Genomic DNA, 19,926 nt, shown 5'->3' on the forward strand with positions numbered 1-19,926 from the left:
CGGGCTCAGGGGGTGAAGAGCACCTTCACCGCACCGTCGGTCTTGTCCTGGAACATCGAGTAGGCCTGGGCGGCCTCCTCCAGCGGCACCCGGTGGGTGGCGAAGTGGTCGACGCCGAGCGGGTCGTCGTCACCGAGCAGCGGCAGCAGGTCCGGGACCCAGCGCCACACGTTGGCCTGGCCCATCCGCATCTGCACCTGCTTGTCGAACAGCGTGAGCATCGGCAGCGGGGTGGCACTGCCGCCGTAGACCCCCGACAGGGAGATCGTGCCGCCCCGGCGCACCGCGCCGATCGCCAGCTCCAGCGCCGCGGTGCGGTCGCTGCCCACCGTCTCCATGACCGTGCGGCCCAGCCCGGAGGGCATCGCGGCCACCACCTTCTGGGCGGCGGCCGCGACCGGGGACCCGTGGGCCTCCATGCCGACCGCGTCGATGACGGCGTCGGCGCCACGGCCCCTGGTCATCGACCGGATCGCGCCGAGCACCTCGTCGTCGCCGTGGCTCAGGTCCAGCGCCGGGATCCCACGCGCCTCGACCCGGGCCAGGCGCTCGGGCACGACGTCGACACCGACCACCTGCCGCACGCCCAGGTGGGCGGCGATCCGGGTGCACATGTCCCCGATCGGTCCGAGCCCCAGCACCACCAGCGTCCCGTCGGCGGGGGTCGCGGCGTACTGCACGGCCTGGTACGCCGTCGGCAGCACGTCGGACAGGAACAGGAACCGGTCGTCCGGCGGCCCCTGGGGCACCCGGATCGGCAGCGAGTTGCCGAACGGCACCCGCAGGTACTCGGCCTGGCCGCCGGGCACCTGACCGTAGAGCGCGGTGTAGCCGAACAGGGACGCGCCGGTCCCCTGCTCGCGGTTCTGCGTGGTCTCGCACTGGGACTGCAGGCCGCGCTCGCACATCCAGCAGTGCCCGCAGCTGACGTTGAACGGGATCACGACGCGGTCGCCGACCGACAGCTCGGTGACGGCGGGCCCCACCTCGGCCACCACGCCCATCGGCTCGTGGCCGAGGACGTCGCCGGGCGACAGGAACGGGGTGAGGACCTCGTAGAGGTGCAGGTCGGAGCCGCACAGGCCGGAGCTGGTGATCTGCACGACCACGTCGTCAGGCCGCTCGACGACCGGGTCGGGGACGGTGTCCACCCGGACGTCGCGGCGGCCGTGCCAGGTCAGGGCACGCATGGGGTCCTCCTCGGTGTCGCCGGTGGTGCGGGCGCCCGGCTACCCGGGCGCCTCCCGGTGAAACCGGCATGCGCGTCCGGCCGGCGGGTAGGCGTCGGCCGGACGCACCCCACCACCGGAGGACCGCCATGGAGCCCCAGCCCGTCACCGAGGACCCGGCCGGTCCGGCCGACGGCGTCACGAACCGCCTCGAGCCGTACGTCGCCTGGCTCGCGACACAGGTCGGCGACGAGGAGACGCGGCGCCGCTACCGCGAGGTCGCCGAGGCGTTCCTGCGATTCTCCGCCGCGGACCGGGGTGCGCCGGGGACCCGTGGCCGGCGGTTCGTCGTCGCCCACCGCGACCGGGCCGCCCCGGAGACCACGCGGGCCGCGATGGACCGCCTGGTCGAGTACGACGCCGTCGTGCGGTGCACGCTCCCCTTCGACGCCTGAGGCCGCGGCAGCGCGCGCCCGCCCCGCCCGCCTCACCGCGGCCCGCGGGCGGCGCCGCGCCCGCCGGACCGGTCGCCGTCACCGGCCGGCTCGTCGGTCCACGCCGCGGGGTCCCCGTCCTCGGTTCCCACGTCGTCGGTGCCCGCGTGCACGCTGCGGTCGCGCAGCCCCGTCACCCGGCGGCCCGCGGCCTCCACCCCGCGCTGGAGACCCGCGTACGGGGCGTCGCTGAACGCGCGTCCGAACACGGCGACCGCGCCCAGCACCAGCAGCAGGACCCCCACCAGCACCGAACCGGCGTTGGTGGCGAACGGCCCGGCCGGGACCAGCCGGAACACGCCGGTCAGGAGTCCGAGCAGGACCTCGGCGGCGCCCAGGAGCATGAGCACCACCCCGAAGCCCCGCGCCCAGGGCAGCCGCGTGGCGCACGGCAGTCCCGCCACGCCGAGGACGAGGTGCACCAGGTCGCGCAGCGGGTCCACCCCGATGCCCAGCAGCTCCCCGCTCGCCGCGGGCAGCCCGGGAAGGCCGCTGTAGCGCAACCCGAGGAGCCCGTAGAGCAGGAGCAGGAACGCCGCGACGACCACCAGCAGCTGCGGCCAGGGGAACACCGCGTGGCCGTGGGAGTGGTGCTGGGACTGGGTGGGCATACTCGTCCTCCGGGTCGTGCGGCACCGGTCGGCCCGGCATGACGGCGCGGCTACCCGCCCATCGGCAGCGGATGCCGATCGTGACGGGCATGACCTCCGCGGGCCCGGATGGCACGGTGCACGGCGCCCCGCGCGGGCCGCCGGCACGGGAGGGGGAACCGGATGACCGAACGGGTCGACGCCGTCGTGGTCGGGGCCGGGCACAACGGCCTCGTCGCGGCGAACCTGCTCGCCGACGCCGGCTGGGACGTCCTGGTCTGCGAGGCCGCCGAGGCGCCGGGCGGCGCCGTGCGCTCGGCGGAGATCACCGCGCCCGGCTTCGTCAGCGACCTGGCCAGCGCGTTCCACCCGCTCGGCGCCGCCTCACCGGTGCTGCGCGAGCTCGACCTCGGCGCGCACGGGCTGCAGTGGCGCCACGCCCCCGCCGTCCTCGCCCACCCGACCACCGACGGCCGGTGCGCGGTGCTGCACCGCAGCCTCGACGACACCGCCACCGCGCTCGACGACGACCACCCCGGCGACGGCGACGCCTGGCGCTCGCTGGTCGCGCAGTGGGACCGGATCGGCGACGACGTCGTCGCCGCCGCACTGCGCCCGTTCCCCCCGGTCCGGCCGGCATCGCGGCTCCTGCGCACGCTCGGCACCGGCGACGCCCTGCGGCTGGCCCGGATGCTGGTGCAACCGGTGGCGCGGATGGCCCAGGAGCACTTCGGGGGCCGGGCCGCCCCGCTGCTGCTGGCGGGCAACGCCCTGCACACCGACCTCGGGCCGGATTCCGCGGCGGGCGCCGCCTACGGCTGGCTGCTGGCGATGCTCGGTCAGCGTGTCGGCTTCCCGGTCCCGGCGGGCGGGGCCGGGGCCCTGACCGGTGCGCTCGTCGCCCGGCTGACGGCCCGCGGCGGGCGGATCGACTGCGGACGGCCGATCCGGACCGTCCTGGTCGGACCGTCCGGCCGGGCCTGCGGCGTCGTGGACGCGGCCGGCCGGCGGGTCCTCGCCCGCCGGGCGGTGCTCGCCGACGTCGACGCGCCCCGCCTCTACCGCGACCTCGTCGGGGAGGAGCACCTGCCGGCCCGCTTCGTCGCCGACCTCGCCCGGTTCGACTGGGACTTCTCCACCGTCAAGCTGGACTGGGCGCTCGACGGACCGGTGCCGTGGACGGCGCCGGGTGCCCGGTCGGCGGGCACCGTGCACCTCGGCGCCGACGTCGACGGCCTGCGCCGCTACGCCGCCGACCTGACCGCCGGCCGGCTGCCCGGCGACCCGTTCCTGCTGTTCGGGCAGATGACCACGGCCGACCCGACCCGCTCCCCGCCCGGCACCGAGTCCGCCTGGGCCTACACCCACGTGCCGCGCGGCCTGGGCTGGGGCCGCGACGACGTGCTGCGCTGGGCCGACCGGATGCAGCAGGTCGTCGAGGACCACGCGCCCGGGTTCGGGTCGCGGGTGCGGGCCCGCGCCGTCGCCGGGCCCGCGGACCTGCAGGGCCGCGACGGCAACCTCGTCGACGGGGCGATCACCGCGGGCACCTCCGCGGTGCACCAGCAGCTGGTGTTCCGCCCGGTGCCGGGCCTGGGGCGCGCCGACACCCCGGTGCCGGGGCTGTTCCTGGCCGGGGCGTCGGCGCATCCGGGCGGCGCGGTGCACGGCGGGCCCGGCGCCAACGCGGCGCGGGCCGCGCTGGCCGCGTCCGGGGCGACCGGGGTGCTCTACCGCGGCGCGGTGCGGTTCGCCCACCGGCGGCTGTACGGCTGAGCCCCACCCGGCGGTCGGGTTTGGACCCGCCGGGACCGGACATACGGCAGTCCGTGAGCCTCGACCACCGACCCGACGTCCCCGGCGCCGACCACCGGGGTGGCCGATCCGGGCCCGCCACCGGCGTCCTGGACCCGGTGCCCGCACCCGCAGGCCCCGCCGAGCCGTTCCCGGGCGGGGCCGGGGCCACGCTCGCCGCCGCCGTCGCCGCCGGTGAGCTCGACCTCCCGCTGCCCGGTTCCGGGGCGACCGCGACCCGGTGGGCGCGGCTGGCCCGGATCGCACGACGCGACCTGCCGGTCGCGCGGTTGGCCGAGGGGCACGCCGACGCCGTCGCGATCCTCGCCGACCACCACCGCTCCCCCGTCCCGGGCGCCGGCTACGGGGTGTGGGCGTCGCGGTCCGGCGGCGGGGCCCGGCTCGACGGCGGCCACGACCGGCTGCGCCTGTCGGGCACCGTGCGGTTCTGCTCGGGCACCCACCTGCTCGACCGGGCACTCGTCGTCGCCGGGGCCGGGGACGGCACCCGGCTCGTGGACCTGGACCTGCGCGCCCCGCAGGTGGAACGGGTGACGGCCTGGCGGGCCGCCGGGATGGCAGCCAGCGACACCCACGACGTCGTCCTGCACGAGGTGCCCGTGCCGGCCGAGGCCGTGGTCGGCGGACCGGACGCCTACACCGACCGCCCCGGGTTCGCCCACGGCGGCGCCGGGGTCGCCGCGGTGTGGCTGGGCGCGGCCGCCGCGATCGTCGACCACGTCGCGGCGCCGCTGCGCACCGCCGACCCGGACCCGCACCGGCTGGCCGCGCTCGGGGCGGTGCACGCCGCCGTCGCCGCCGCGGACGCCCTGCTCGCCGTCACCGCCGCCCGGATCGACGCCGACCCCGCCACCGCCCACCACGACGCGGTGGCCACCGTGCGGGCCACGGTCGAGCGGGCGTGCCGGACCGTGCTCGACGCCGCCCCGGAGATCGCCGGGGTCGCCGTGCTGGCCGGGTCGCCGCTGCTCACCGCACGCCTCGCGGACCTGCAGATCTACCTGCGCCAGCACCACGGCGGACGCGACCTCGCCGCCCTCGGGCGCGCCCTGGTCACCCCGGCGACCTGATGGAGCCCGTGCAGTCCCCGGACGTCTGGGAGGACGCGGCCGTGACCCTCGCCCGGCGCGGGCTCGACCCGTCGTCGTTCGGCCGCCTGGTCGTGGTGTGCGCCCACCCCGACGACGAGACCCTCGGCGCGGCCGGGCTCATGCGCGGGGTCGTCGCCGCAGGCGGCACCGTCGAGGTCGTCCTGGCCAGCGACGGGGAGGCCGCCCTGCCCGAGGTCGGGTCGATCGACCGGGCCGGGCTGGCCCGCACCCGCCGCGCCGAACTCGACGCGGCGCTGGCCGAGCTGGGCGTGCCCGCGACGGTGCACCGGCTCGGGCTGCCCGACTCGGCGCTGCGCGAGGACCAGCTCGTCGGCCCCCTGACCGGGCTGCTCGCCGATGCCGACGCGTGGGCGAGCCCGTGGCGCGGCGACCCGCACCCCGACCACGCCGCGGTCGGCCGGGCCTGCCCGGCGGCGGCCCCGGTGACCGCGCACGGTTTCGGGTTCCCGATCTGGGCCCGCACCCGGATCGCGCCGACCGATCCCGGCGTGCCGTGGGACCACGCCCACCGGCTGACGCTGTCCGCCGACGACCGGGACGCCAAGCGCCGCGCGATCGCCGCACACGCGTCGCAGTCCGCGGTGCCGCGCGGCGGGACCCGCGCGGTGCTGTCCCCGGCGACGCTCGCCCACTTCCACGGCGGTCACGAGGTCTACTTCCGGGAGCCGCCGCCCTCGGGGGCGCCGCCGGAGCTGTTCGCCGGGCTCTACCGCGACAACGCCGACCCCTGGGCCGTGCGCACGTCGTTCTACGAGCGGCGCAAGCGCGACGTGCTGCTGGCCTGCCTGCCGCGGGAGCGCTACGCGCTGGCCGCCGAGCCGGCCTGCGGGCTCGGCGAGCTGACCCGTGACCTGGCGGCGCGCTGCGACCGGGTGGTGGCCTCCGACGTGGTCGACGAGGCCGTCGCCGCCACCACCGACGCCCTCGGCGGGACCCCGGGCGTCGAGGTCGTGGCGGCCGACGTCGACGACGACCGGGCGGTCCCCGGCGGCGTCGACCTCGTCGTCCTCGCCGAGTTCCTCTACTACCTGCCCGCCGCGCGGGTGGGCGCCGTGCTCGACCGCATCGCGGGCGCGCTGGTGCCGGGCGGCGACCTGGTGCTGGTGCACTGGCGGCAGTGGCCCGCCGAGGCGCCCGCCGACGCCGCCACCGTGCACGCGCGGGTGGTGGCCGACGACCGCTTCGACACCCTCGTCGAGCACACCGACGAGCAGTTCCTCCTGCACGTGGTCCGGCGCCGGTGAGCCGGACCATGCGGCCGGGTGCCGCACCGTCCGCCGCGGGCGTGCTCGTCCCCGCCCACGACGAGGAGGGCACCATCACCGCCTGCGTCCGGTCCGTGCTGACCGCCCTCGACCACGCGCCCGGGCTCACCGCGCGGGCGCTGTGCGTGGTCGCCGACCGCTGCTCCGACGCCACCGCCGCGCTCGCCCGGGCCGCCGCCGCGACGCACCCGGCCGCGGACCGGGTGCGGGTGACGGTGCTCGAGCCCACCGCCGGGGTGGCCCCGCTGCCCGGCTGCCGGTCCGCGCCGCGGCCGCACGAGGTCGCCGGGCCGGTCACGATCGGCGCGGTCCGCGAACTCGCCGCCGTCACCCTGGCCGCGCTGCTCGCCGCCGACGGCGCCGCCCCGGCGACGACCTGGCTTCTCGGCACCGACGCCGACGGCACCGTGGCCCCCGGCTGGGTCGCCGCACACCTGGCGCTGGCCGCGGCCGGCGCCGACGCCGTCGCCGGTGGGGTGGTGCTCGACGTGCCCGGGCTGCCGCGCCCGCCCGGGGAGCCCGCGCCGCCCGAGCACCCGGTGTACGGCGCGAACCTGGGTGTGCGCGCCGATGCGTGGGCCGCGGTGGGCGGGTTCCCGCCGCTGGCCTGCGGCGAGGACCACGGGCTCGTCGCCCGGCTGCGGGCCGGCGGCTACCGGGTCGTCGCGGGTGCGCCCGCGACGGTGCGGACCAGCGCCCGCACCCGCGGCCGGGCCCGTGGCGGGCTCGCCGACCTGCTGCGCGACGCCGGTGCGGCGGCCCTCCCGCAGGCCGGACCGGGTCAGGCCGGGCCGGGTGCCGGCGCGGGTGGGGCGGGGAGGCCGGTCGCCTGAGCGTGGCCGCCGGGGTCAGCGCGGCGGCTCGTCGAAGTCGTCGGGCGTGGCGGTGTCGAGGAACCGGCGGAACGCCTCCAGCTCGCCGGAGCCGGTGCCCAGCCCCTCCACCACGACCGTCGACGGATCGACCCCGGCCAGGGTCAGCACCGCGTCGGCGACCACGATGTCGGCGCCGAGCAGCAGCGCCAGGACCACCGCGTCGCTGGTGCGTGAGTCGATGCGGGTGCCGTCGTCGAGGTCGAGCTCGGCGTGGAACACCGCGTCGCGCAGGGCGTGCACGCGGACCCGGACCAGGCGGCGGCCCGCGGCGCGCAGCACGGCGCCGATCAGGCGGTGGGTACCGGGGCGGGCGCTCTGCACCCCCTCCAGCGCGGCCGCCGCGGCCAGCGCCTCGGCCTCACCCACCGCGACGACGACGATCCGCCCCGCCCCCGACGTCTCCTCCAGCAGGACGACCCGGTCGGTCGTGGCCGCGTCGGTGCCGACGGCCTTCACCCGTACCTGCGGCATCTGCGCACATCCCGTCCTCGGCGTCGCACGGGGTACCCGCCGGGCGCCGGTCCACACCCGCGCGGCGCGCGGGCCGGAACTCACCGGCCGGTACCGCGTGGACGCCGGGCGCGTGGGTACCCCACGCGGATGACGACCCCCGAGACCGCGGTGATCGACGTCGACGGCACGCTCGTCGACACGAACTACCACCACGCCATCGCCTGGTCCCGCGCCCTGCGCCGGTTCGACGTCACGGTGCCGCTGTGGCGGCTGCACCGTGCGGTCGGGATGGGCGGGGACCAGCTGGTCCCCGCCGTCGCCGGGCAGGGGTTCGAGGACACCCACGGCGACGACGCCCGCGCCGCGTGGAAGGAGGAGTTCGACCCGCTGCTCGGCGAGGTCGTCGCCCTGCCCGAGGCGGCGGAGCTGCTCGTCGACCTGCGCGACGGGTTCGGGATGAAGGTGGTGCTGGCCAGCTCGGGCGATCCCGAGCACGTCGAGGCCTACCTGGACCTGTTCGGCGGCCGCGACCTGGCCGACGCCTGCCTGACCCGGGAGGACGTCCGTCGCACCAAGCCCGACCCGGACCTCGTCCGGTCCGCGGTCCGCCGCGTCGCCGGGTCGACCGCGTTCGTCCTCGGTGACTCCGAGTGGGACGTGCGCGCCGCCGCGGCCGCCGGGCACCCCGCCTACGCGGTACGCACCGGCGGGGCGGGTGTCGACGAGCTGACCGCGGCAGGCGCCGTCGAGGTCCTCACCGACCTCGCCGCGGTGCGGCAGGCGATCCCGCGGATCCTGCGCGGCTGACCCCAGCACCGGGCCGGCAGCATCGGCACGGGCCGTGGTCGCGTCGCGCGACGGGCAGGACAGGAGCACCCCATGTCGATCATCGCCGTCGAGGAGCACTGGACCTCCCCCGCGCTGGACGCGACGCTGGCCGCCCTGCCGGCGCACCGTCGGGACCCGAGCACTGCCCTCAACGACATCGGCGACCACCTCGCGCAGCTGCACGACCTCGGCGCGGGCCGGCTCGCCGCAATGGACGCCCAGGGCGTCGACCTGCAGGTGCTCTCGGTCGCCCCGCCGTCGACCGGACCGCTGGACCCGGCGGACGCGGTCGCGCTGTGCCGCGAGCTCAACGACACCGCGGCCGCGGCCGTCGCCGACCACCCGCGGCGCCTGCGTGCGATGGCGACCCTGCCCACCGCGCAACCGTCGGCGGTCGCGGCCGAGCTGGAACGCGCCGCCGACCGGGGCCTGGTCGGGGCGATGGTCTACGGCCGCAGCGGCGACATCCTGCTCGACGACCCCCGCCTCGAGGACCTGTTCGCCGTCGCCGCGGCACGCGCGCTGCCGGTGTTCGTGCACCCGCAGGTCCCGCCGCCCGCCGTGCGCGACGCGTCCTACTCCGGGTTCGGCGACACCACCGACCTGGCGCTCGCGACGTTCGGGTGGGGCTGGCACGTGGAGGCCGCCGTCGCGGTGCTGCGCCTGATCGCCCGCGGCACCTTCGACCGGTACCCCGGCCTGACCGTCGTACTCGGACACTGGGGCGAGCTGCTGCCCTACTGGGCCGACCGCGCGAACGGCGTCGCCCGGGTCGCCGGGCTGGAGCGCTCGGTACCCGAGTACGTGCGCGAGAACATCGTGCTCACCTGCTCGGGGATGCTCGACCCCGCGCACCTGCGGCACGCGCTGGCGGTGACGACGCCCGACCGGCTGCTGTTCTCCACCGACCACCCCTTCCAGCACCCGTCACGGGCGGAGGTCGCGGGGTTCCTCGACGGGTTCGCCGCCGCCGACCGCGACCTGTTCACCGAGGGCAACGCGCGACGGCTGTTCCGCATCGAAGGACCGGTCGGCACGGACCGGTAGCGGCGGTGGTGTCGTCCGCCACCGGTGTGTCACGCGCCGTACGGGCCCGCGCGGGGTAGGGTGGGACCCGGATCAGATCTGCCGACCGTCCCGGGTGTTCCACGGCCGGGTCGTACGGCGGGTCCCGGACACCGTCGACGGCCTGTGGCGCTTCCCGCAGCCGGACCGCCGACCTCCGTGACTGCGATCCCCCACCGGCCGGTTCGTGGTGCGGAGGGGCCATCCGGCCCTTCGTCACGTCGAGCACGTCCGGCCGCGGCCCCCACGGGACGCGGCCACGGACCGGCGCCGCAGGACGTCGACAGGAGCAGTACGTGGCGCGAGGAGGCAGGCCCCGGACCGGGGCTCGCCAGAGCACCCCCCAGCGACGTCGCCGCACGCGCGGCAACGACGTGATGTCGGTGCTGACCGGGGCCGCACGCGAGGTGCGGACCGCCTTGCGGACCGGCCGGGTCACCCCGGCCACCCGCACCAAGTTCCAGACGGTGGCGCTGCTGCTGCGCGACGAACGGGCCCGCGTCCGCGACCGCCACGACGACGCGAAGCGGGCCGAGACCCTGCAGCGTCTCGACGAGATCGCGAAGGCACTGGCGATGGACGCGGTCCGCGACGCGGGCCTGCTGGCACTGCTCGCCGACGACGCCGTCGTCTCCGACTCGGCACGCGCGCTCAAGCGGGAGATGCTGCGATCGGCCGGGATCGAGGTCGACGAGCCCGAGCCGGAACCGGAACCCGTCGAGGTCCCGCTCGTCCCGGCGAAGCCGCAGGTCGTGCCGCAGTCCGTGGTGGCCCGGCAGATGGCCAACCCGTTCCTCGCCCCCGACTTCTCCGCCGCGCCGCCGAGCGGCCCGCGCCCGACGCCGCTGACCGGCTGGGAGCTGCTCGGCCCGCTGCTGCGCTCCTTCGAGCGCGCCGGGGCGGGTGCGCCGGCCTGCATGGAGCTGCCCGAACCCTCGACCAGTCCCGTCCCCGGCGGGCGGGAGCTGATGCCGCACCAGGCGGAGCTGGTCGCCGCCGCGGAGAACGGGCACCGCACCTTCCTGCTCGCCGACGAGCCCGGCCTGGGCAAGACCGCGCAGGCACTGCGCGCGGCGGAGGCCGCGAACGCCTATCCGCTGCTGGTCGTCGTGCCGAACGTGGTGAAGACCAACTGGGTGCGCGAGGCCGCGCTGTGGGCGCCGCGCCGGGCCGCGACCGCGATCCAGGGCAACGGCGACTCCGTCGACGGCTTCGCCGACATCGTCGTCGTCAACTACGAGGTGCTCGACCGGCACATCGGCTGGCTGGGCGACTTCGGGTTCCGCGGGATGGTCGTCGACGAGGCGCACTTCATCAAGAACCGCACCTCGCAGCGGTCCAAGCACGTCCTGGAGATCGCCGAGAAGATCCGGTCGTTCATCCCGCGGCCGCTGCTGATGGCGCTGACCGGCACCCCGCTGATCAACGACGTCGAGGACTTCCTGGCCATCTGGCAGTTCCTCGGCTGGATCGACGCGACCAAGCCGCGCGCCCAGCTGCTCGACGCGCTGACCGCGACCGGCATGACCCCGGCCGACGGGCTGTTCGAGCGCGCCGCCCGCCAGTGCGTCGTGGACATGGGCATCGTGCGCCGTCGCAAGATCGACGTCGCCGCGGACATCCCCGCCCGGCGCATCGCCGACCTGCCCGTCGAGATCGACGGCCCGACCGGCCGGTCCATCCGGGCCGCCGAGAAGGCGCTGGCCCGGCGGATGGTCGCCCGTTACACCGCCGCGCTCGCCGCCCGCCGGTCCGGCCCGACGGTCGAGGGCATCGACCACGGCCTGGTCCGCGACGTCGCGGGCTGGGAGCAGAAGGACGCCGCGGAGGCGGGCTCCGGGGACAACGTGTTCACGATGATGCGCCGCCTCGGCCGGGCCAAGGCCGGGCTGGCGGCGGACTACGCGGTGCAGATCGCGCGCAGCGCGGGCAAGGTCGTGTTCTTCGCCAAGCACGTCGACGTCATGGACGCCGCCGAGCAGACCTTCGCCAAGCAGGGCGTGCGGTACTCCTCGATCCGCGGCGACCAGACGCCGTCGGTGCGCCAGCGCAACATCGACGCGTTCGTGAACGACCCGGGCGTCGCGGTGGCGGTGTGCTCGCTGACCGCGGCGGGGGTCGGGCTGAACCTGCAGGTCGCCTCGAACATCGTGCTCGCGGAGCTGTCCTGGACCGCGGCCGAGCAGACCCAGGCGATCGACCGCAGCCACCGGATCGGACAGTCCGAACCGGTGACCGCGTGGCGGATCCTCGCCGCCCAGACGATCGACGCCCGGATCGCCGACCTGATCGACTCCAAGGCCGGCCTCGCGGCGGCGGCGCTCGACGGCGCCGACGACGTGTCCGGGTCGTCGGCCGACGTGCAGCGCGAGGCCCTGGTCGCGCTGCTCACCGAGGCGCTGGAGGCCGACCTGGCGGCGTGAGCGGCCGGGTCAGCTCGCCGGCGGCGTGTAGAACTGCAGGTCGTTGCCCTCGGTGTCGCGGAACGGGAAGATCCGGCCCCAGGAGTGCTCGCTGATGTCGCCCTGGACGTGGCCGCCGCGCTGCTCCAGGTCGTCGAGGGCCTGCTCGATGGACGTCTCCGGGTGGAAGCTGATCACGGCACCGCCGTGGTCGGCGGTCTCCGCGGTCTCCCGGCCGTTGAGCCCGATGGTGAGGCCGCCGGCATCGAGCTCGGTCCAGTCGTCGCTCTCCATCGTCACGGCCAGGCCGAGGACGTCCCGGTAGAACGCGGTCGCCCGCTTCATGTCGGTCACCGGCACCCAGACCGCTGCCACCTGCTTGGCCATGTCCACTCCGTTCCGCCGGTGTGCACCGACGTGTCGCTCGACACCCTGTCCCCGGAGGCCTACCCCGGGGCGGTGCGGCGAAACGACGGGCTCAGGCGGAGCCGCCGAGGTGCTCGGCGAAGTGGCGCTCCATCGCCCGGAACAGCCGGATCCGGTTCTCCGGGTTGGCGAAGCCGTGCCCCTCGTCGGTGGCCAGCAGGTACTCCACCGGCACCCCGCGCTCGCGCAGCGAGGCCACGATGTTGTCCGACTCGGCCTGCACGACCCGGGCGTCGTTGGCGCCCTGGGCGACCAGCAGCGGCGTGCGGATCCGGTCGACCATCGTGATCGGCGAGCGGGCCGCGAGGTCGGCCGCCTGCTCCGGCACGTCCGGGTCGCCCGCGTAGCGGTACCAGGCGTTGACCTGGTACGGCCGGACGAACTCGGGCAGGGTCCGCATGAAGTTGGCCAGGTCGGAGATGCCGACGTAGTCGACGGCGGCGGCGAAGCGGTCCGGGGTGACGGTCACGCCGACCAGCGCGGCGTACCCGCCGTAGGAGCCGCCGTAGATGCCGATCCGGTCCGGGTCGGCCCAGCCCTGCCCGACGGCCCAGTCGCAGGCGTCGATCAGGTCGTCGTGCATCGCGCCCGCGAGCTCACCGATCGCGGCGGTGAGGTGGCGGCGGCCGTAGCCGGTGGAGCCCCGGAAGTTGACCTGCAGCACGGCGTACCCGCGGTTCGCCAGGAACTGGACCTCGGGGTCGTAGCCCCAGGCGTCGTGCGCCCACGGCCCGCCGTGCACGACCAGGACCAGGGGCAGGCGCTCGGTGTCCTGCCGAGTCGTGCCGACGGGCAGGGTCAGGAAGCCGTGCAGCGGGAGGCCGTCGCGGGCGGTGAACGACACCGCGTCCATCGGTGCGAGGTCGGCCGGGTCGAGGTGCGGGTGACCGCGGAACAGCTCCCGGCTCTCCCCCGTGGCACGGTCGTAGAGCCGGTACACGCCCGGCTCGCGGTCGTGGGTGTACCCGGCGATCCAGAGCCGCCCGGACTCGTCGGAGGAGACCGACTCCAGTACGCCGTCGGACAGCGCGGACAGGGCCTCGAACACCGGCACGAACTCCGGGTCGAGGATCTCCAGGTGCGGCCGGCCCCCCACGTACCGGGCGGCGACGACCTCGCCGGTGGCGCTGTCGGTGAGCAGCGTCTGCGGCAGGCCGGGGCCGAGCATCCCCAGCGTGTCCAGGCTCGTCCCGTCGACGGCGGACACCACGGTCTGCTCGCCGGTCTCCCGGTCGATCCGGACCAGCCGCAGGTCGTCGGAGTCCTGGTGGAGGCCCAGGAGCAGGCCGGTGCCGTCGGGGGTGACCCTCTGCGGGTACACACCGACCGGATGCTCCGGGCCGCCGACGGTGTGCAGCAGCCGTCGCCCACCGTCGGGGTCGACCGCGGAGAACTCGTAGTCGCCGGCCTCGGTCATGACCGAGTGGAACGCCGGGCGGCCCTCGCGGTCGGTCAGCCAGGTCTCGCGCAGCCCGGGCTGGGCCAGCTCCAGGGTGGTCTCGCCGGTCGCGAGGTCGACCCGGAACATGTCGATCGACATCGGGTCGGGGTTCATCCAGACCAGCGCGGTGCCGGGGCGCTCGTGGGACGGCTCGACCCCGAACACCCTCGAGCCCGGCGCCATCGGCGTGAGGTCGACGGCGGGCTCCCCGGGGGCGTCGAGGTCGACCCGGTACAGGTGCCAGTCCTCGTTGCCGTCGGTGTCCTGCTCGTAGAGCATCCAGCGCGGGTCGCCGGTCCAGTGGTAGCGGGAGATCCCGCGGCGGGTGTCGTGGGTGACCACGACGGCGTCGGCGTGGGTCTCCTCGACACCCCGGACCCACAGGTTGTGCCGTCCGTGGTGCGACGCCAGGTAGGCGATGCGCGTCCCGTCCGGCGACAGCGACGGCCCGGCGAACTCCGGGTCGGCGAAGAAGTCCTCGAGGGTGATGCGGGTGCGGGCGGCGGGTGTCCGGGTCGTCGGTGCGTGGGTCATCGGTGCCTCCTCACGGAGCCGGGGACCGTCCCCGGTGCCTGGGCCCCATGGCACCGTCGGCCGTCGCGGCACACTCCAGCGATCGTGACCCGGGTCACCCACCGGCACGGGGCGCGGTGGTCTCCCGGGCACGCCGGCGCGAGCCGCGCCCAGGTGGCGCTCATGCGGCCCGGCCCGCAGGCCGCCGCCCTCCCGTCGGTGGTGCGCGACCTGCTCACCACCCGCGACGGCGCGGCCGGCGGGGACCGGCCCGATCCCGCGGCGCTGCGGCGGGCGGCCCGCCGCTGGTTCGGGGAGCCGGCCGCCTGACCGGGCGCGTGCCCCGGCGGGCGGACCGCCGGGGCACGCCCGGCTCAGTTGCCGACGCCGTCGAGCAGCCAGTGGTAGCGCAGCCGCAGCGCGCGTTCGGTGCTGGCCAGGGCGGCCACGACGCCGAGCGCGATGTTGAGCCAGATCGGCAGGTGGACCGGCGACTCGAACACCCCGACCGCCGCCGCGACCGGCGGGATCCGGCTGAGCGGCTCCAGCAGCTGCAGCAGGTTCAGCCCGACGCCGACGACCAGCGCCACCACCGAGACGACGCCGAGCACGCGGCTGAGCGAGGGGTGCTCGCGCTCCAGGCGGGCCCGGCGGCCCTCCGCCGAGCGCGGGTCCGGGACCAGTTGCCGGACCGCACCGGCGGCGGTGACGTACCGGCAGCGCTTCACCCCGAACGCGCTCGTCGCGACCTCGATCGCGCCGCCCTCGACCGGGACGACGGCCGGTACCCGCGACGACGCGTGGTGCCGCCCGTCGCGATACACCTGCGCGACGACCTGCCCGGTCTCCCCGCTGCCCTGGTGGCGCACGTCGACGGAGTACCGCACCGGCCGCCCGTCGGCGCCGGTCAGGTCCAGGTGCAGCAGGGCGCGCCCCAGGAACAGCTGCCACCAGCGGAAACGCTTCAGCGGGCTGCCGTCGCCCGGCCTCACCCGTCGGACGGCGCGGCGTCGTCGCCACTCGGTCAGCATCCGGTCCCCCCGAACCCGCGTCCTGACCAACACACTGTATTGGTCCGTTCGGCGGCACGCTAACACGGTGTACTAGTAGCCTGCCAGGGGTGGACGAGACGCAGCGTCGGAGGCTCGGCAGCCGGGACCGGGTGCTCCTGGCCGCGATGGAGCTGTTCGGCCAGGACCCGGGGACCCGGCTGAGCGTGCGCGCGGTCGCCGCGCGGGCCGGGGTCAGCACCGGCTCGCTGCGCCACCACTTCCCGACCCAGCGGGCGCTGCAGGACGAGGTCCTGACCCGCGTCTACGACCTCGTCGCCCCCGACGACGCCATCCACGACACCGCGGTGCCGGCCCGGGACCGCCTCGCCGCCTGCCTGCGAGAGGTGCTGAACCGGACCGGGGTCGGAGAGCAGGCGCGCCGGGCGCTGCGGACCGCGGTCGACACCTTCGTCGTGCCCGAGCCGACCGAGGAGCTCCGGACGGCCTACCTCGCCATCGAGCGCGAGGGGCGGCGCCGGGTCGAGTACTGGCTGACGACCCTGGTCGACGAGGGCGCGCTCGCCCCGGGCGACAACGCCCGGCGGGCACGGTTCCTCATGACCGTGGTCGACGGACTCGGCATGGAACGGGCACTGCCCGCCGCGGACCCGATCCTGCGGACCGAGACCGAGACGCTCTACCTGGCCGTGGACGCCGTCCTGGGCGACCCGGGCGGCGGACCGCGGGACGACGGCCGGTCCTGATCACGCGCCCCGCCCCGGGGCACGTGCCTCACGCCGGGACCCGCTCCAGGACGCGCCGCAGGTGGCCGGCGACGACGTCGCGACGGCGGCCCGGAGGAACTGACGGTGCTGCGCGACGCGCGGGACGCCCTGACCCGGGTCGCCCGGGGCGGCGCCGACCCGGGCGCCGCGCTGGCCCCGCTCCTCGACGGCGTGCACCGGACGCCGGAGTTCACCGACGGGCGGCTGACCTGGCGGACCGTCTCCCCGCCGCACGCCCGGCTCGCCGTCGAGGCCGTCCTCGCCTGGGCCGCCGTCGAGGAGGAGCTGCCCGGCCGGCTGCGCCCCTGCGCGAACGACGCGTGCCGGCTGTTCCTGCTCGACCGCAGCCGCGCGAACCGCGCCCGGTGGTGCTCGATGGCGGTCTGCGGGAACCGCGCCAAGGCGCGCCGGCACTACGAACGGACCCGCTGAGGCGCTCCTCAGCCGGACCCCTCCACCAGGGCGGTCACCCGGATCTCGACCCGCATGGCGGCGAGCCCGAGCACGGTGACGCCGGTCTGGGTCCAGACCGGGGCCCGCCCGCCGAGCCGGCTGCGGAACTCCCGGACCATGATCCGGTTGTGCTCGTCGCCGATGGCGTCGGCCCCGGCCGCGACCTTGTGGTACGAGTTCACGTGCACGACGTCGGCCCAGGTCGCGCCCGCCTCGGCGAGCGTGCGCCCGACGTTGTCGAACGCCCGCACGATCTCCTGCTCCAGGTCCTCGGCGACGACCAGGTCGTCGTCCCAGCCACCCTGGCCCGAGGTCTCCACCCGGTTGCCGATCCGGACCGCCTGGCTGTACCCGAGCAGATCGCGGGCGGTCACACCGTAGCCCGGCGTGACGTGGAAGGTGGCGGTCTCACGCTCGATGACTTCATCCATGAATTCAATCTACAAGTCATGGCTTCACCTGTAAAGTACGCTCCGACACCCACGGACGGGAGCGACGGGCGATGACGGACCGGGCGACACCGGAGGCCGGCGGTGACGGGCCGACGTGGCTCGACAGCGGGGAGAAGGCCACGTGGACGGGCCTGGTCTCGCTGATCATGCTGCTGCCCGGCCGGCTGGAGGCACCGCTGCAGCAGGCGCACGGCCTGACGCTGTTCGAGTACCTGACGCTCAGCCACCTGTCCGAGGCGCCGGGGCGCAGGCTGCGGATGAGCGAGCTCGCCTTCCTGACGAACGGCTCGCTGTCCCGGCTCTCCAACGTGGTCAAACGACTGGAGGGCCGCGGCTGGATGCACCGCTCCCCCGACCCCGACGACGGCCGCTACACCCTCGCCGCCCTCACCGACGCCGGGTTCGACGTCGTGCACGCCGCGGCGCCGACCCATCTGCGCGCGGTGCGTGCCCTCGTCCTCGACCGGCTCGACGCGGCGGACCGGGCGGCGCTGGGCCGGATCGCCGTCGCGCTGGGGGTGCAGGACCTCCCGCCGTCCTGAGCCGGCGCGACGGGACGGCGCGGTCAGCCGTCGCCGAGGACCCGGCGGCCCGGCACGTGGCGGGCGTCGGCGTCCCGTACTCACCACGTTTCCGATCCGGATCCCGCGGAGCGGAAGAGGATGCGCCTCCGGTTCGTTGACGGAGAGATCACCATGTCGATCGTGAGGTGCTGTCATGCCGCTACCGCTGCCGTTGTCGATCCTGGACCTGGCCACCGTCGCCCGGGGTGAGACCGTCGCCCAGGGCCTGGAGGCCAGCACCCTGCTGGCGCAACGCGCCGAGGAGTGGGGGTTCCGCCGGATCTGGTACGCCGAACACCACAACATGGGCTCGATCGCGTCGGCGGCGACGAGCGTGCTCATCGCCCACGTCGCCGCGCACACCGAGCGCATCACGCTCGGCTCCGGCGGCGTGATGCTGCCGAACCACTCGCCGCTGCAGATCGCCGAGCAGTTCGGCACCCTCGCCGAACTCCACCCCGGCCGCATCGAGCTGGGGCTCGGCCGCGCCCCCGGCACCGACCAGGCGACCGTCGCGGCCCTGCGGCGGGACCCGCGCGCGTCGGAGACCTTCCCGCAGGACGTGCAGGAGCTGCAGGCGTTCCTCGGGACCACCAGCCTGGTCCCGGGCGTCGAGGCCCACCCAGGCCGCGGCACCGGGGTTCCGCTGACGATCCTGGGGTCCTCGCTCTACGGCGCCCAGGTCGCGGCCGCGCTGGGACTGCCCTACGGCTTCGCCTCGCACTTCGCGCCGGACGCCCTGGAGCAGGCCGTGGCGCTCTACCGCCGCGAGTTCCGGCCGTCGGAGCAGCTGTCCGCCCCGCACGTCCTGGCCGGGGTGAACGTCATCGCCGCCGACTCCGACGACGAGGCACAGCAGATCCAGCGTGAGGTGCAGCGGTCCCGGGTCCGGCTGTTCACCGGCCGTCGCGGGGCCTCGCTCACCGACGCCGAGGCCGACGCCGTCCTCGACAGCGCCTCGGGCGGGCAGATCCGGTCGATGACCCGCTACACCGCGGTCGGGACACCGGATACCGTCACCGCGTACCTGGAGGAGTTCGCCGCCCGCGCCGACGCCGACGAGCTGATCGTCACCGGTCCGGCGCCGCGCCGGGAGAGCTGGTGGCGCAGCTGGGAGCTGCTGGCGACGAAGGTCCAGAACACGAGCTGACGGCGGCGCCGTCAGCGGGGCGGCGGGCCGACGCTGTCGCGGGACACCAGCACCGGGACGATCTTCCGGTGCACCGCCTGCGACACGTCCGGCCCGGCCTCGTGGTTCAGCAGCAGGTCGAGCGCCTCGCGGGCGACGGCCTCGAAGTCCGCGCGCAGGCTGGTCAGCGGCGGGATGAGGTGCGCCGAGACGGGCACGTCGTCGAACCCGACGACGCTGACGTCCCCGGGGATGCTCCGGCCGCGGTCGTGGAAGGCGTGGAGCAGGCCGGTGGCCAGCGCGTCGTTCGCGGCGAACACCGCGGTCACCTCGGGCATCCGGGCCATCAGCTCGCCCGCCCGGTACCCGGCGTCCGCGCTCCAGTCCGCGGCCATCACCGGGGGCACCTCGGCCCCGGCCGCGTGCAGTGCCGCGACCCAGCCGGCCGCGCGGCCCGCCGCGTCGAACCAGTCGGCGGGGCCCGCGACGTGCCAGACGGTCGCGTGCCCCGCGGCCAGCAGGTGCTCGGTCGCGATCCGGCCGCCCTCCACCTGGTCGACCGTGGCCATCGGCAGCTGCTGGTCGGGATCGCCGTCGACGGTGACGAGCGGGACGTCACGCGGCACGGTGTCGAGTGCCTCGGCCACCGACGCCACCGGCGCGATCACGACGATCCCCGCGACCTGCCCGTCGAGGTGGCGCTGGACGGCCTGGCGCACCGACCCGCCGTCGATCTCGCGCACCCGCACGACGCTCACGCCGAACCCGGCGCCCACCGCCTGTTCCTCGAACGCGGCGAGCAGCGACACCGGGCCGAACAGGGTGGACCGCGGCGCGACGACGCCGAGCACCCGGTCCCGGCCGGTCACCAGGGTGCGGGCGGCACGGTTCGGCCGGTAGCCGAGCTCCTCGATCGCGGTCCGGACCCGCACCCGGGTGCTCTCCCGGACGTTCGGGTGTGCGTTCAGGACGCGGGAGACCGTCTGGTGCGAGACACCGGCACGACGGGCCACGTCGAACATCGACGGTGCCCGCTGCGGCCTCGGTCCCGGCTCCATCGCGATCCCCACGCCCGTCCCCCTCCGATCGGTGCAGCGTAGCCGT

At 76.0% G+C, this 19,926-nt stretch carries 21 protein-coding genes; 13 read left to right on the forward strand and 8 right to left on the reverse strand.

Annotated features, from left to right (window positions below; all coding sequences use genetic code 11):
- Positions 1–5 precede the first annotated feature (5 nt).
- Positions 6–1,190 (reverse strand): alcohol dehydrogenase catalytic domain-containing protein, encoded by a 1,185-nt coding sequence (locus tag ATL51_RS05900; RefSeq protein WP_100877938.1) that lies wholly within the window; start codon positions 1,188–1,190, stop codon positions 6–8.
- A gap of 128 nt (positions 1,191–1,318) precedes the next feature.
- Between ATL51_RS05900 and ATL51_RS05905 the strand changes: the two genes are divergently transcribed.
- Positions 1,319–1,624 carry a hypothetical protein gene (locus tag ATL51_RS05905; protein WP_100877939.1) on the forward strand — a complete coding sequence of 102 codons (306 nt, stop codon included), beginning with the start codon at positions 1,319–1,321 and terminating at the stop codon, positions 1,622–1,624.
- Between the two features lie 32 nt (positions 1,625–1,656).
- Here ATL51_RS05905 and ATL51_RS05910 read toward each other — a convergent pair whose 3' ends face one another.
- Entirely contained in the window at positions 1,657–2,274 is a 618-nt protein-coding gene (locus ATL51_RS05910) for a DUF4383 domain-containing protein (protein WP_100877940.1), read from the reverse strand.
- 162 nt (positions 2,275–2,436) lie between these two features.
- Here ATL51_RS05910 and ATL51_RS05915 point away from each other — a divergent pair, with 162 nt between their 5' ends.
- The 4 genes from ATL51_RS05915 to ATL51_RS05930 are packed head-to-tail and all read left to right on the forward strand — an operon-like array spanning position 2,437 to position 7,278.
- Positions 2,437–4,029: a phytoene desaturase family protein gene (locus ATL51_RS05915; protein WP_100877941.1), complete on the forward strand. Its 1,593-nt coding sequence runs from the start codon at positions 2,437–2,439 to the stop codon at positions 4,027–4,029.
- Between the two features lie 53 nt (positions 4,030–4,082).
- A complete protein-coding gene (locus tag ATL51_RS05920; protein WP_301548912.1) occupies positions 4,083–5,138 on the forward strand; it encodes an acyl-CoA dehydrogenase family protein in 1,056 nt (351 codons plus the stop codon).
- 8 nt (positions 5,139–5,146) lie between these two features.
- Positions 5,147–6,424, forward strand: a complete 1,278-nt coding sequence (locus ATL51_RS05925) for a bifunctional PIG-L family deacetylase/class I SAM-dependent methyltransferase (protein WP_301548913.1) — start codon at positions 5,147–5,149, stop codon at positions 6,422–6,424.
- Positions 6,421–7,278 carry a glycosyltransferase gene (locus tag ATL51_RS05930; RefSeq protein ID WP_208622927.1) on the forward strand — a complete coding sequence of 286 codons (858 nt, stop codon included), beginning with the start codon at positions 6,421–6,423 and terminating at the stop codon, positions 7,276–7,278. Before ATL51_RS05925 ends, ATL51_RS05930 begins: the two co-directional genes overlap by 4 nt.
- A gap of 15 nt (positions 7,279–7,293) precedes the next feature.
- Here the strand turns inward: ATL51_RS05930 and ATL51_RS05935 are convergent, their stop codons facing one another.
- Positions 7,294–7,791 carry a bifunctional nuclease domain-containing protein gene (locus ATL51_RS05935; protein WP_100877943.1) on the reverse strand — a complete coding sequence of 166 codons (498 nt, stop codon included), beginning with the start codon at positions 7,789–7,791 and terminating at the stop codon, positions 7,294–7,296.
- A gap of 129 nt (positions 7,792–7,920) precedes the next feature.
- On the opposite strand from ATL51_RS05935, the gene ATL51_RS05940 reads away from it, so the two are divergent.
- The 3 genes from ATL51_RS05940 to ATL51_RS05950 all read left to right on the forward strand — a co-directional run bounded on the left by ATL51_RS05940 (position 7,921) and on the right by ATL51_RS05950 (position 12,089).
- Positions 7,921–8,580: an HAD family hydrolase gene (locus ATL51_RS05940; RefSeq protein WP_100877944.1), complete on the forward strand. Its 660-nt coding sequence runs from the start codon at positions 7,921–7,923 to the stop codon at positions 8,578–8,580.
- A gap of 72 nt (positions 8,581–8,652) precedes the next feature.
- Positions 8,653–9,648 carry an amidohydrolase family protein gene (locus ATL51_RS05945; protein WP_100877945.1) on the forward strand — a complete coding sequence of 332 codons (996 nt, stop codon included), beginning with the start codon at positions 8,653–8,655 and terminating at the stop codon, positions 9,646–9,648.
- Positions 9,649–10,043: 395 nt separating this feature from the next.
- A complete protein-coding gene (locus ATL51_RS05950) occupies positions 10,044–12,089 on the forward strand; it encodes a DEAD/DEAH box helicase (protein ID WP_202416385.1) in 2,046 nt (681 codons plus the stop codon).
- Positions 12,090–12,098: 9 nt separating this feature from the next.
- On the opposite strand, the gene ATL51_RS05955 is transcribed toward ATL51_RS05950, so the two are convergent.
- Positions 12,099–12,455: a VOC family protein gene (locus ATL51_RS05955; RefSeq protein WP_100880511.1), complete on the reverse strand. Its 357-nt coding sequence runs from the start codon at positions 12,453–12,455 to the stop codon at positions 12,099–12,101.
- A gap of 91 nt (positions 12,456–12,546) precedes the next feature.
- On the reverse strand, positions 12,547–14,469 hold the full coding sequence (locus ATL51_RS05960; protein ID WP_100877946.1) for a S9 family peptidase: 1,923 nt from the start codon (positions 14,467–14,469) through the stop codon (positions 12,547–12,549).
- A gap of 84 nt (positions 14,470–14,553) precedes the next feature.
- On the opposite strand from ATL51_RS05960, the gene ATL51_RS05965 reads away from it, so the two are divergent.
- The gene (locus tag ATL51_RS05965; RefSeq protein ID WP_100877947.1) at positions 14,554–14,778 is read left to right on the forward strand and encodes a hypothetical protein; all 225 of its coding nucleotides are present in this window, start codon (positions 14,554–14,556) and stop codon (positions 14,776–14,778) included.
- A gap of 44 nt (positions 14,779–14,822) precedes the next feature.
- Here the strand turns inward: ATL51_RS05965 and ATL51_RS05970 are convergent, their stop codons facing one another.
- Positions 14,823–15,440: a hypothetical protein gene (locus tag ATL51_RS05970; RefSeq protein ID WP_301548914.1), complete on the reverse strand. Its 618-nt coding sequence runs from the start codon at positions 15,438–15,440 to the stop codon at positions 14,823–14,825.
- A 128-nt stretch (positions 15,441–15,568) separates the two neighbouring features.
- On the opposite strand from ATL51_RS05970, the gene ATL51_RS05975 reads away from it, so the two are divergent.
- Together ATL51_RS05975 and ATL51_RS05980 are read left to right on the forward strand one after the other, a co-directional pair.
- Entirely contained in the window at positions 15,569–16,204 is a 636-nt protein-coding gene (locus tag ATL51_RS05975) for a TetR/AcrR family transcriptional regulator (RefSeq protein ID WP_301548915.1), read from the forward strand.
- Positions 16,205–16,309: 105 nt separating this feature from the next.
- Positions 16,310–16,657, forward strand: coding sequence for a CGNR zinc finger domain-containing protein (locus tag ATL51_RS05980; RefSeq protein WP_392567358.1), 348 nt, complete (start codon positions 16,310–16,312; stop codon positions 16,655–16,657).
- Between the two features lie 8 nt (positions 16,658–16,665).
- On the opposite strand, the gene ATL51_RS05985 is transcribed toward ATL51_RS05980, so the two are convergent.
- Positions 16,666–17,109 (reverse strand): Rid family hydrolase, encoded by a 444-nt coding sequence (locus ATL51_RS05985; RefSeq protein ID WP_100877950.1) that lies wholly within the window; start codon positions 17,107–17,109, stop codon positions 16,666–16,668.
- 71 nt (positions 17,110–17,180) lie between these two features.
- Between ATL51_RS05985 and ATL51_RS05990 the strand changes: the two genes are divergently transcribed.
- Together ATL51_RS05990 and ATL51_RS05995 are read left to right on the forward strand one after the other, a co-directional pair.
- Positions 17,181–17,672: a MarR family winged helix-turn-helix transcriptional regulator gene (locus tag ATL51_RS05990; RefSeq protein ID WP_100877951.1), complete on the forward strand. Its 492-nt coding sequence runs from the start codon at positions 17,181–17,183 to the stop codon at positions 17,670–17,672.
- A gap of 175 nt (positions 17,673–17,847) precedes the next feature.
- The gene (locus ATL51_RS05995; protein WP_100877952.1) at positions 17,848–18,843 is read left to right on the forward strand and encodes an LLM class flavin-dependent oxidoreductase; all 996 of its coding nucleotides are present in this window, start codon (positions 17,848–17,850) and stop codon (positions 18,841–18,843) included.
- Positions 18,844–18,854: 11 nt separating this feature from the next.
- On the opposite strand, the gene ATL51_RS06000 is transcribed toward ATL51_RS05995, so the two are convergent.
- Positions 18,855–19,892, reverse strand: coding sequence for a LacI family DNA-binding transcriptional regulator (locus ATL51_RS06000; protein WP_301548916.1), 1,038 nt, complete (start codon positions 19,890–19,892; stop codon positions 18,855–18,857).
- Between the last annotated feature and the right edge of the window lie 34 nt (positions 19,893–19,926).

It is taken from the genome of Pseudonocardia alni (assembly GCF_002813375.1).
In the GTDB taxonomy this organism is placed as follows: domain Bacteria; phylum Actinomycetota; class Actinomycetes; order Mycobacteriales; family Pseudonocardiaceae; genus Pseudonocardia; species Pseudonocardia alni.

Excerpts from the sequence above, each read along its gene's own strand:
- ATL51_RS05900 (WP_100877938.1), bottom strand. The coding sequence starts at position 1,190 with ATGCGTGCCCTGACCTGGCACGGCCGCCGCGACGTCCGGGTGGACACC.
- ATL51_RS05905 (WP_100877939.1), top strand. The coding sequence starts at position 1,319 with ATGGAGCCCCAGCCCGTCACCGAGGACCCGGCCGGTCCGGCCGACGGC.
- ATL51_RS05910 (WP_100877940.1), bottom strand. The coding sequence starts at position 2,274 with ATGCCCACCCAGTCCCAGCACCACTCCCACGGCCACGCGGTGTTCCCC.
- ATL51_RS05915 (WP_100877941.1), top strand. The coding sequence starts at position 2,437 with ATGACCGAACGGGTCGACGCCGTCGTGGTCGGGGCCGGGCACAACGGC.
- ATL51_RS05935 (WP_100877943.1), bottom strand. The coding sequence starts at position 7,791 with ATGCCGCAGGTACGGGTGAAGGCCGTCGGCACCGACGCGGCCACGACC.
- ATL51_RS05940 (WP_100877944.1), top strand. The coding sequence starts at position 7,921 with ATGACGACCCCCGAGACCGCGGTGATCGACGTCGACGGCACGCTCGTC.
- ATL51_RS05945 (WP_100877945.1), top strand. The coding sequence starts at position 8,653 with ATGTCGATCATCGCCGTCGAGGAGCACTGGACCTCCCCCGCGCTGGAC.
- ATL51_RS05950 (WP_202416385.1), top strand. The coding sequence starts at position 10,044 with ATGTCGGTGCTGACCGGGGCCGCACGCGAGGTGCGGACCGCCTTGCGG.
- ATL51_RS05955 (WP_100880511.1), bottom strand. The coding sequence starts at position 12,455 with ATGGCCAAGCAGGTGGCAGCGGTCTGGGTGCCGGTGACCGACATGAAG.
- ATL51_RS05960 (WP_100877946.1), bottom strand. The coding sequence starts at position 14,469 with ATGACCCACGCACCGACGACCCGGACACCCGCCGCCCGCACCCGCATC.
- ATL51_RS05985 (WP_100877950.1), bottom strand. The coding sequence starts at position 17,109 with ATGGATGAAGTCATCGAGCGTGAGACCGCCACCTTCCACGTCACGCCG.
- ATL51_RS05990 (WP_100877951.1), top strand. The coding sequence starts at position 17,181 with ATGACGGACCGGGCGACACCGGAGGCCGGCGGTGACGGGCCGACGTGG.
- ATL51_RS05995 (WP_100877952.1), top strand. The coding sequence starts at position 17,848 with ATGCCGCTACCGCTGCCGTTGTCGATCCTGGACCTGGCCACCGTCGCC.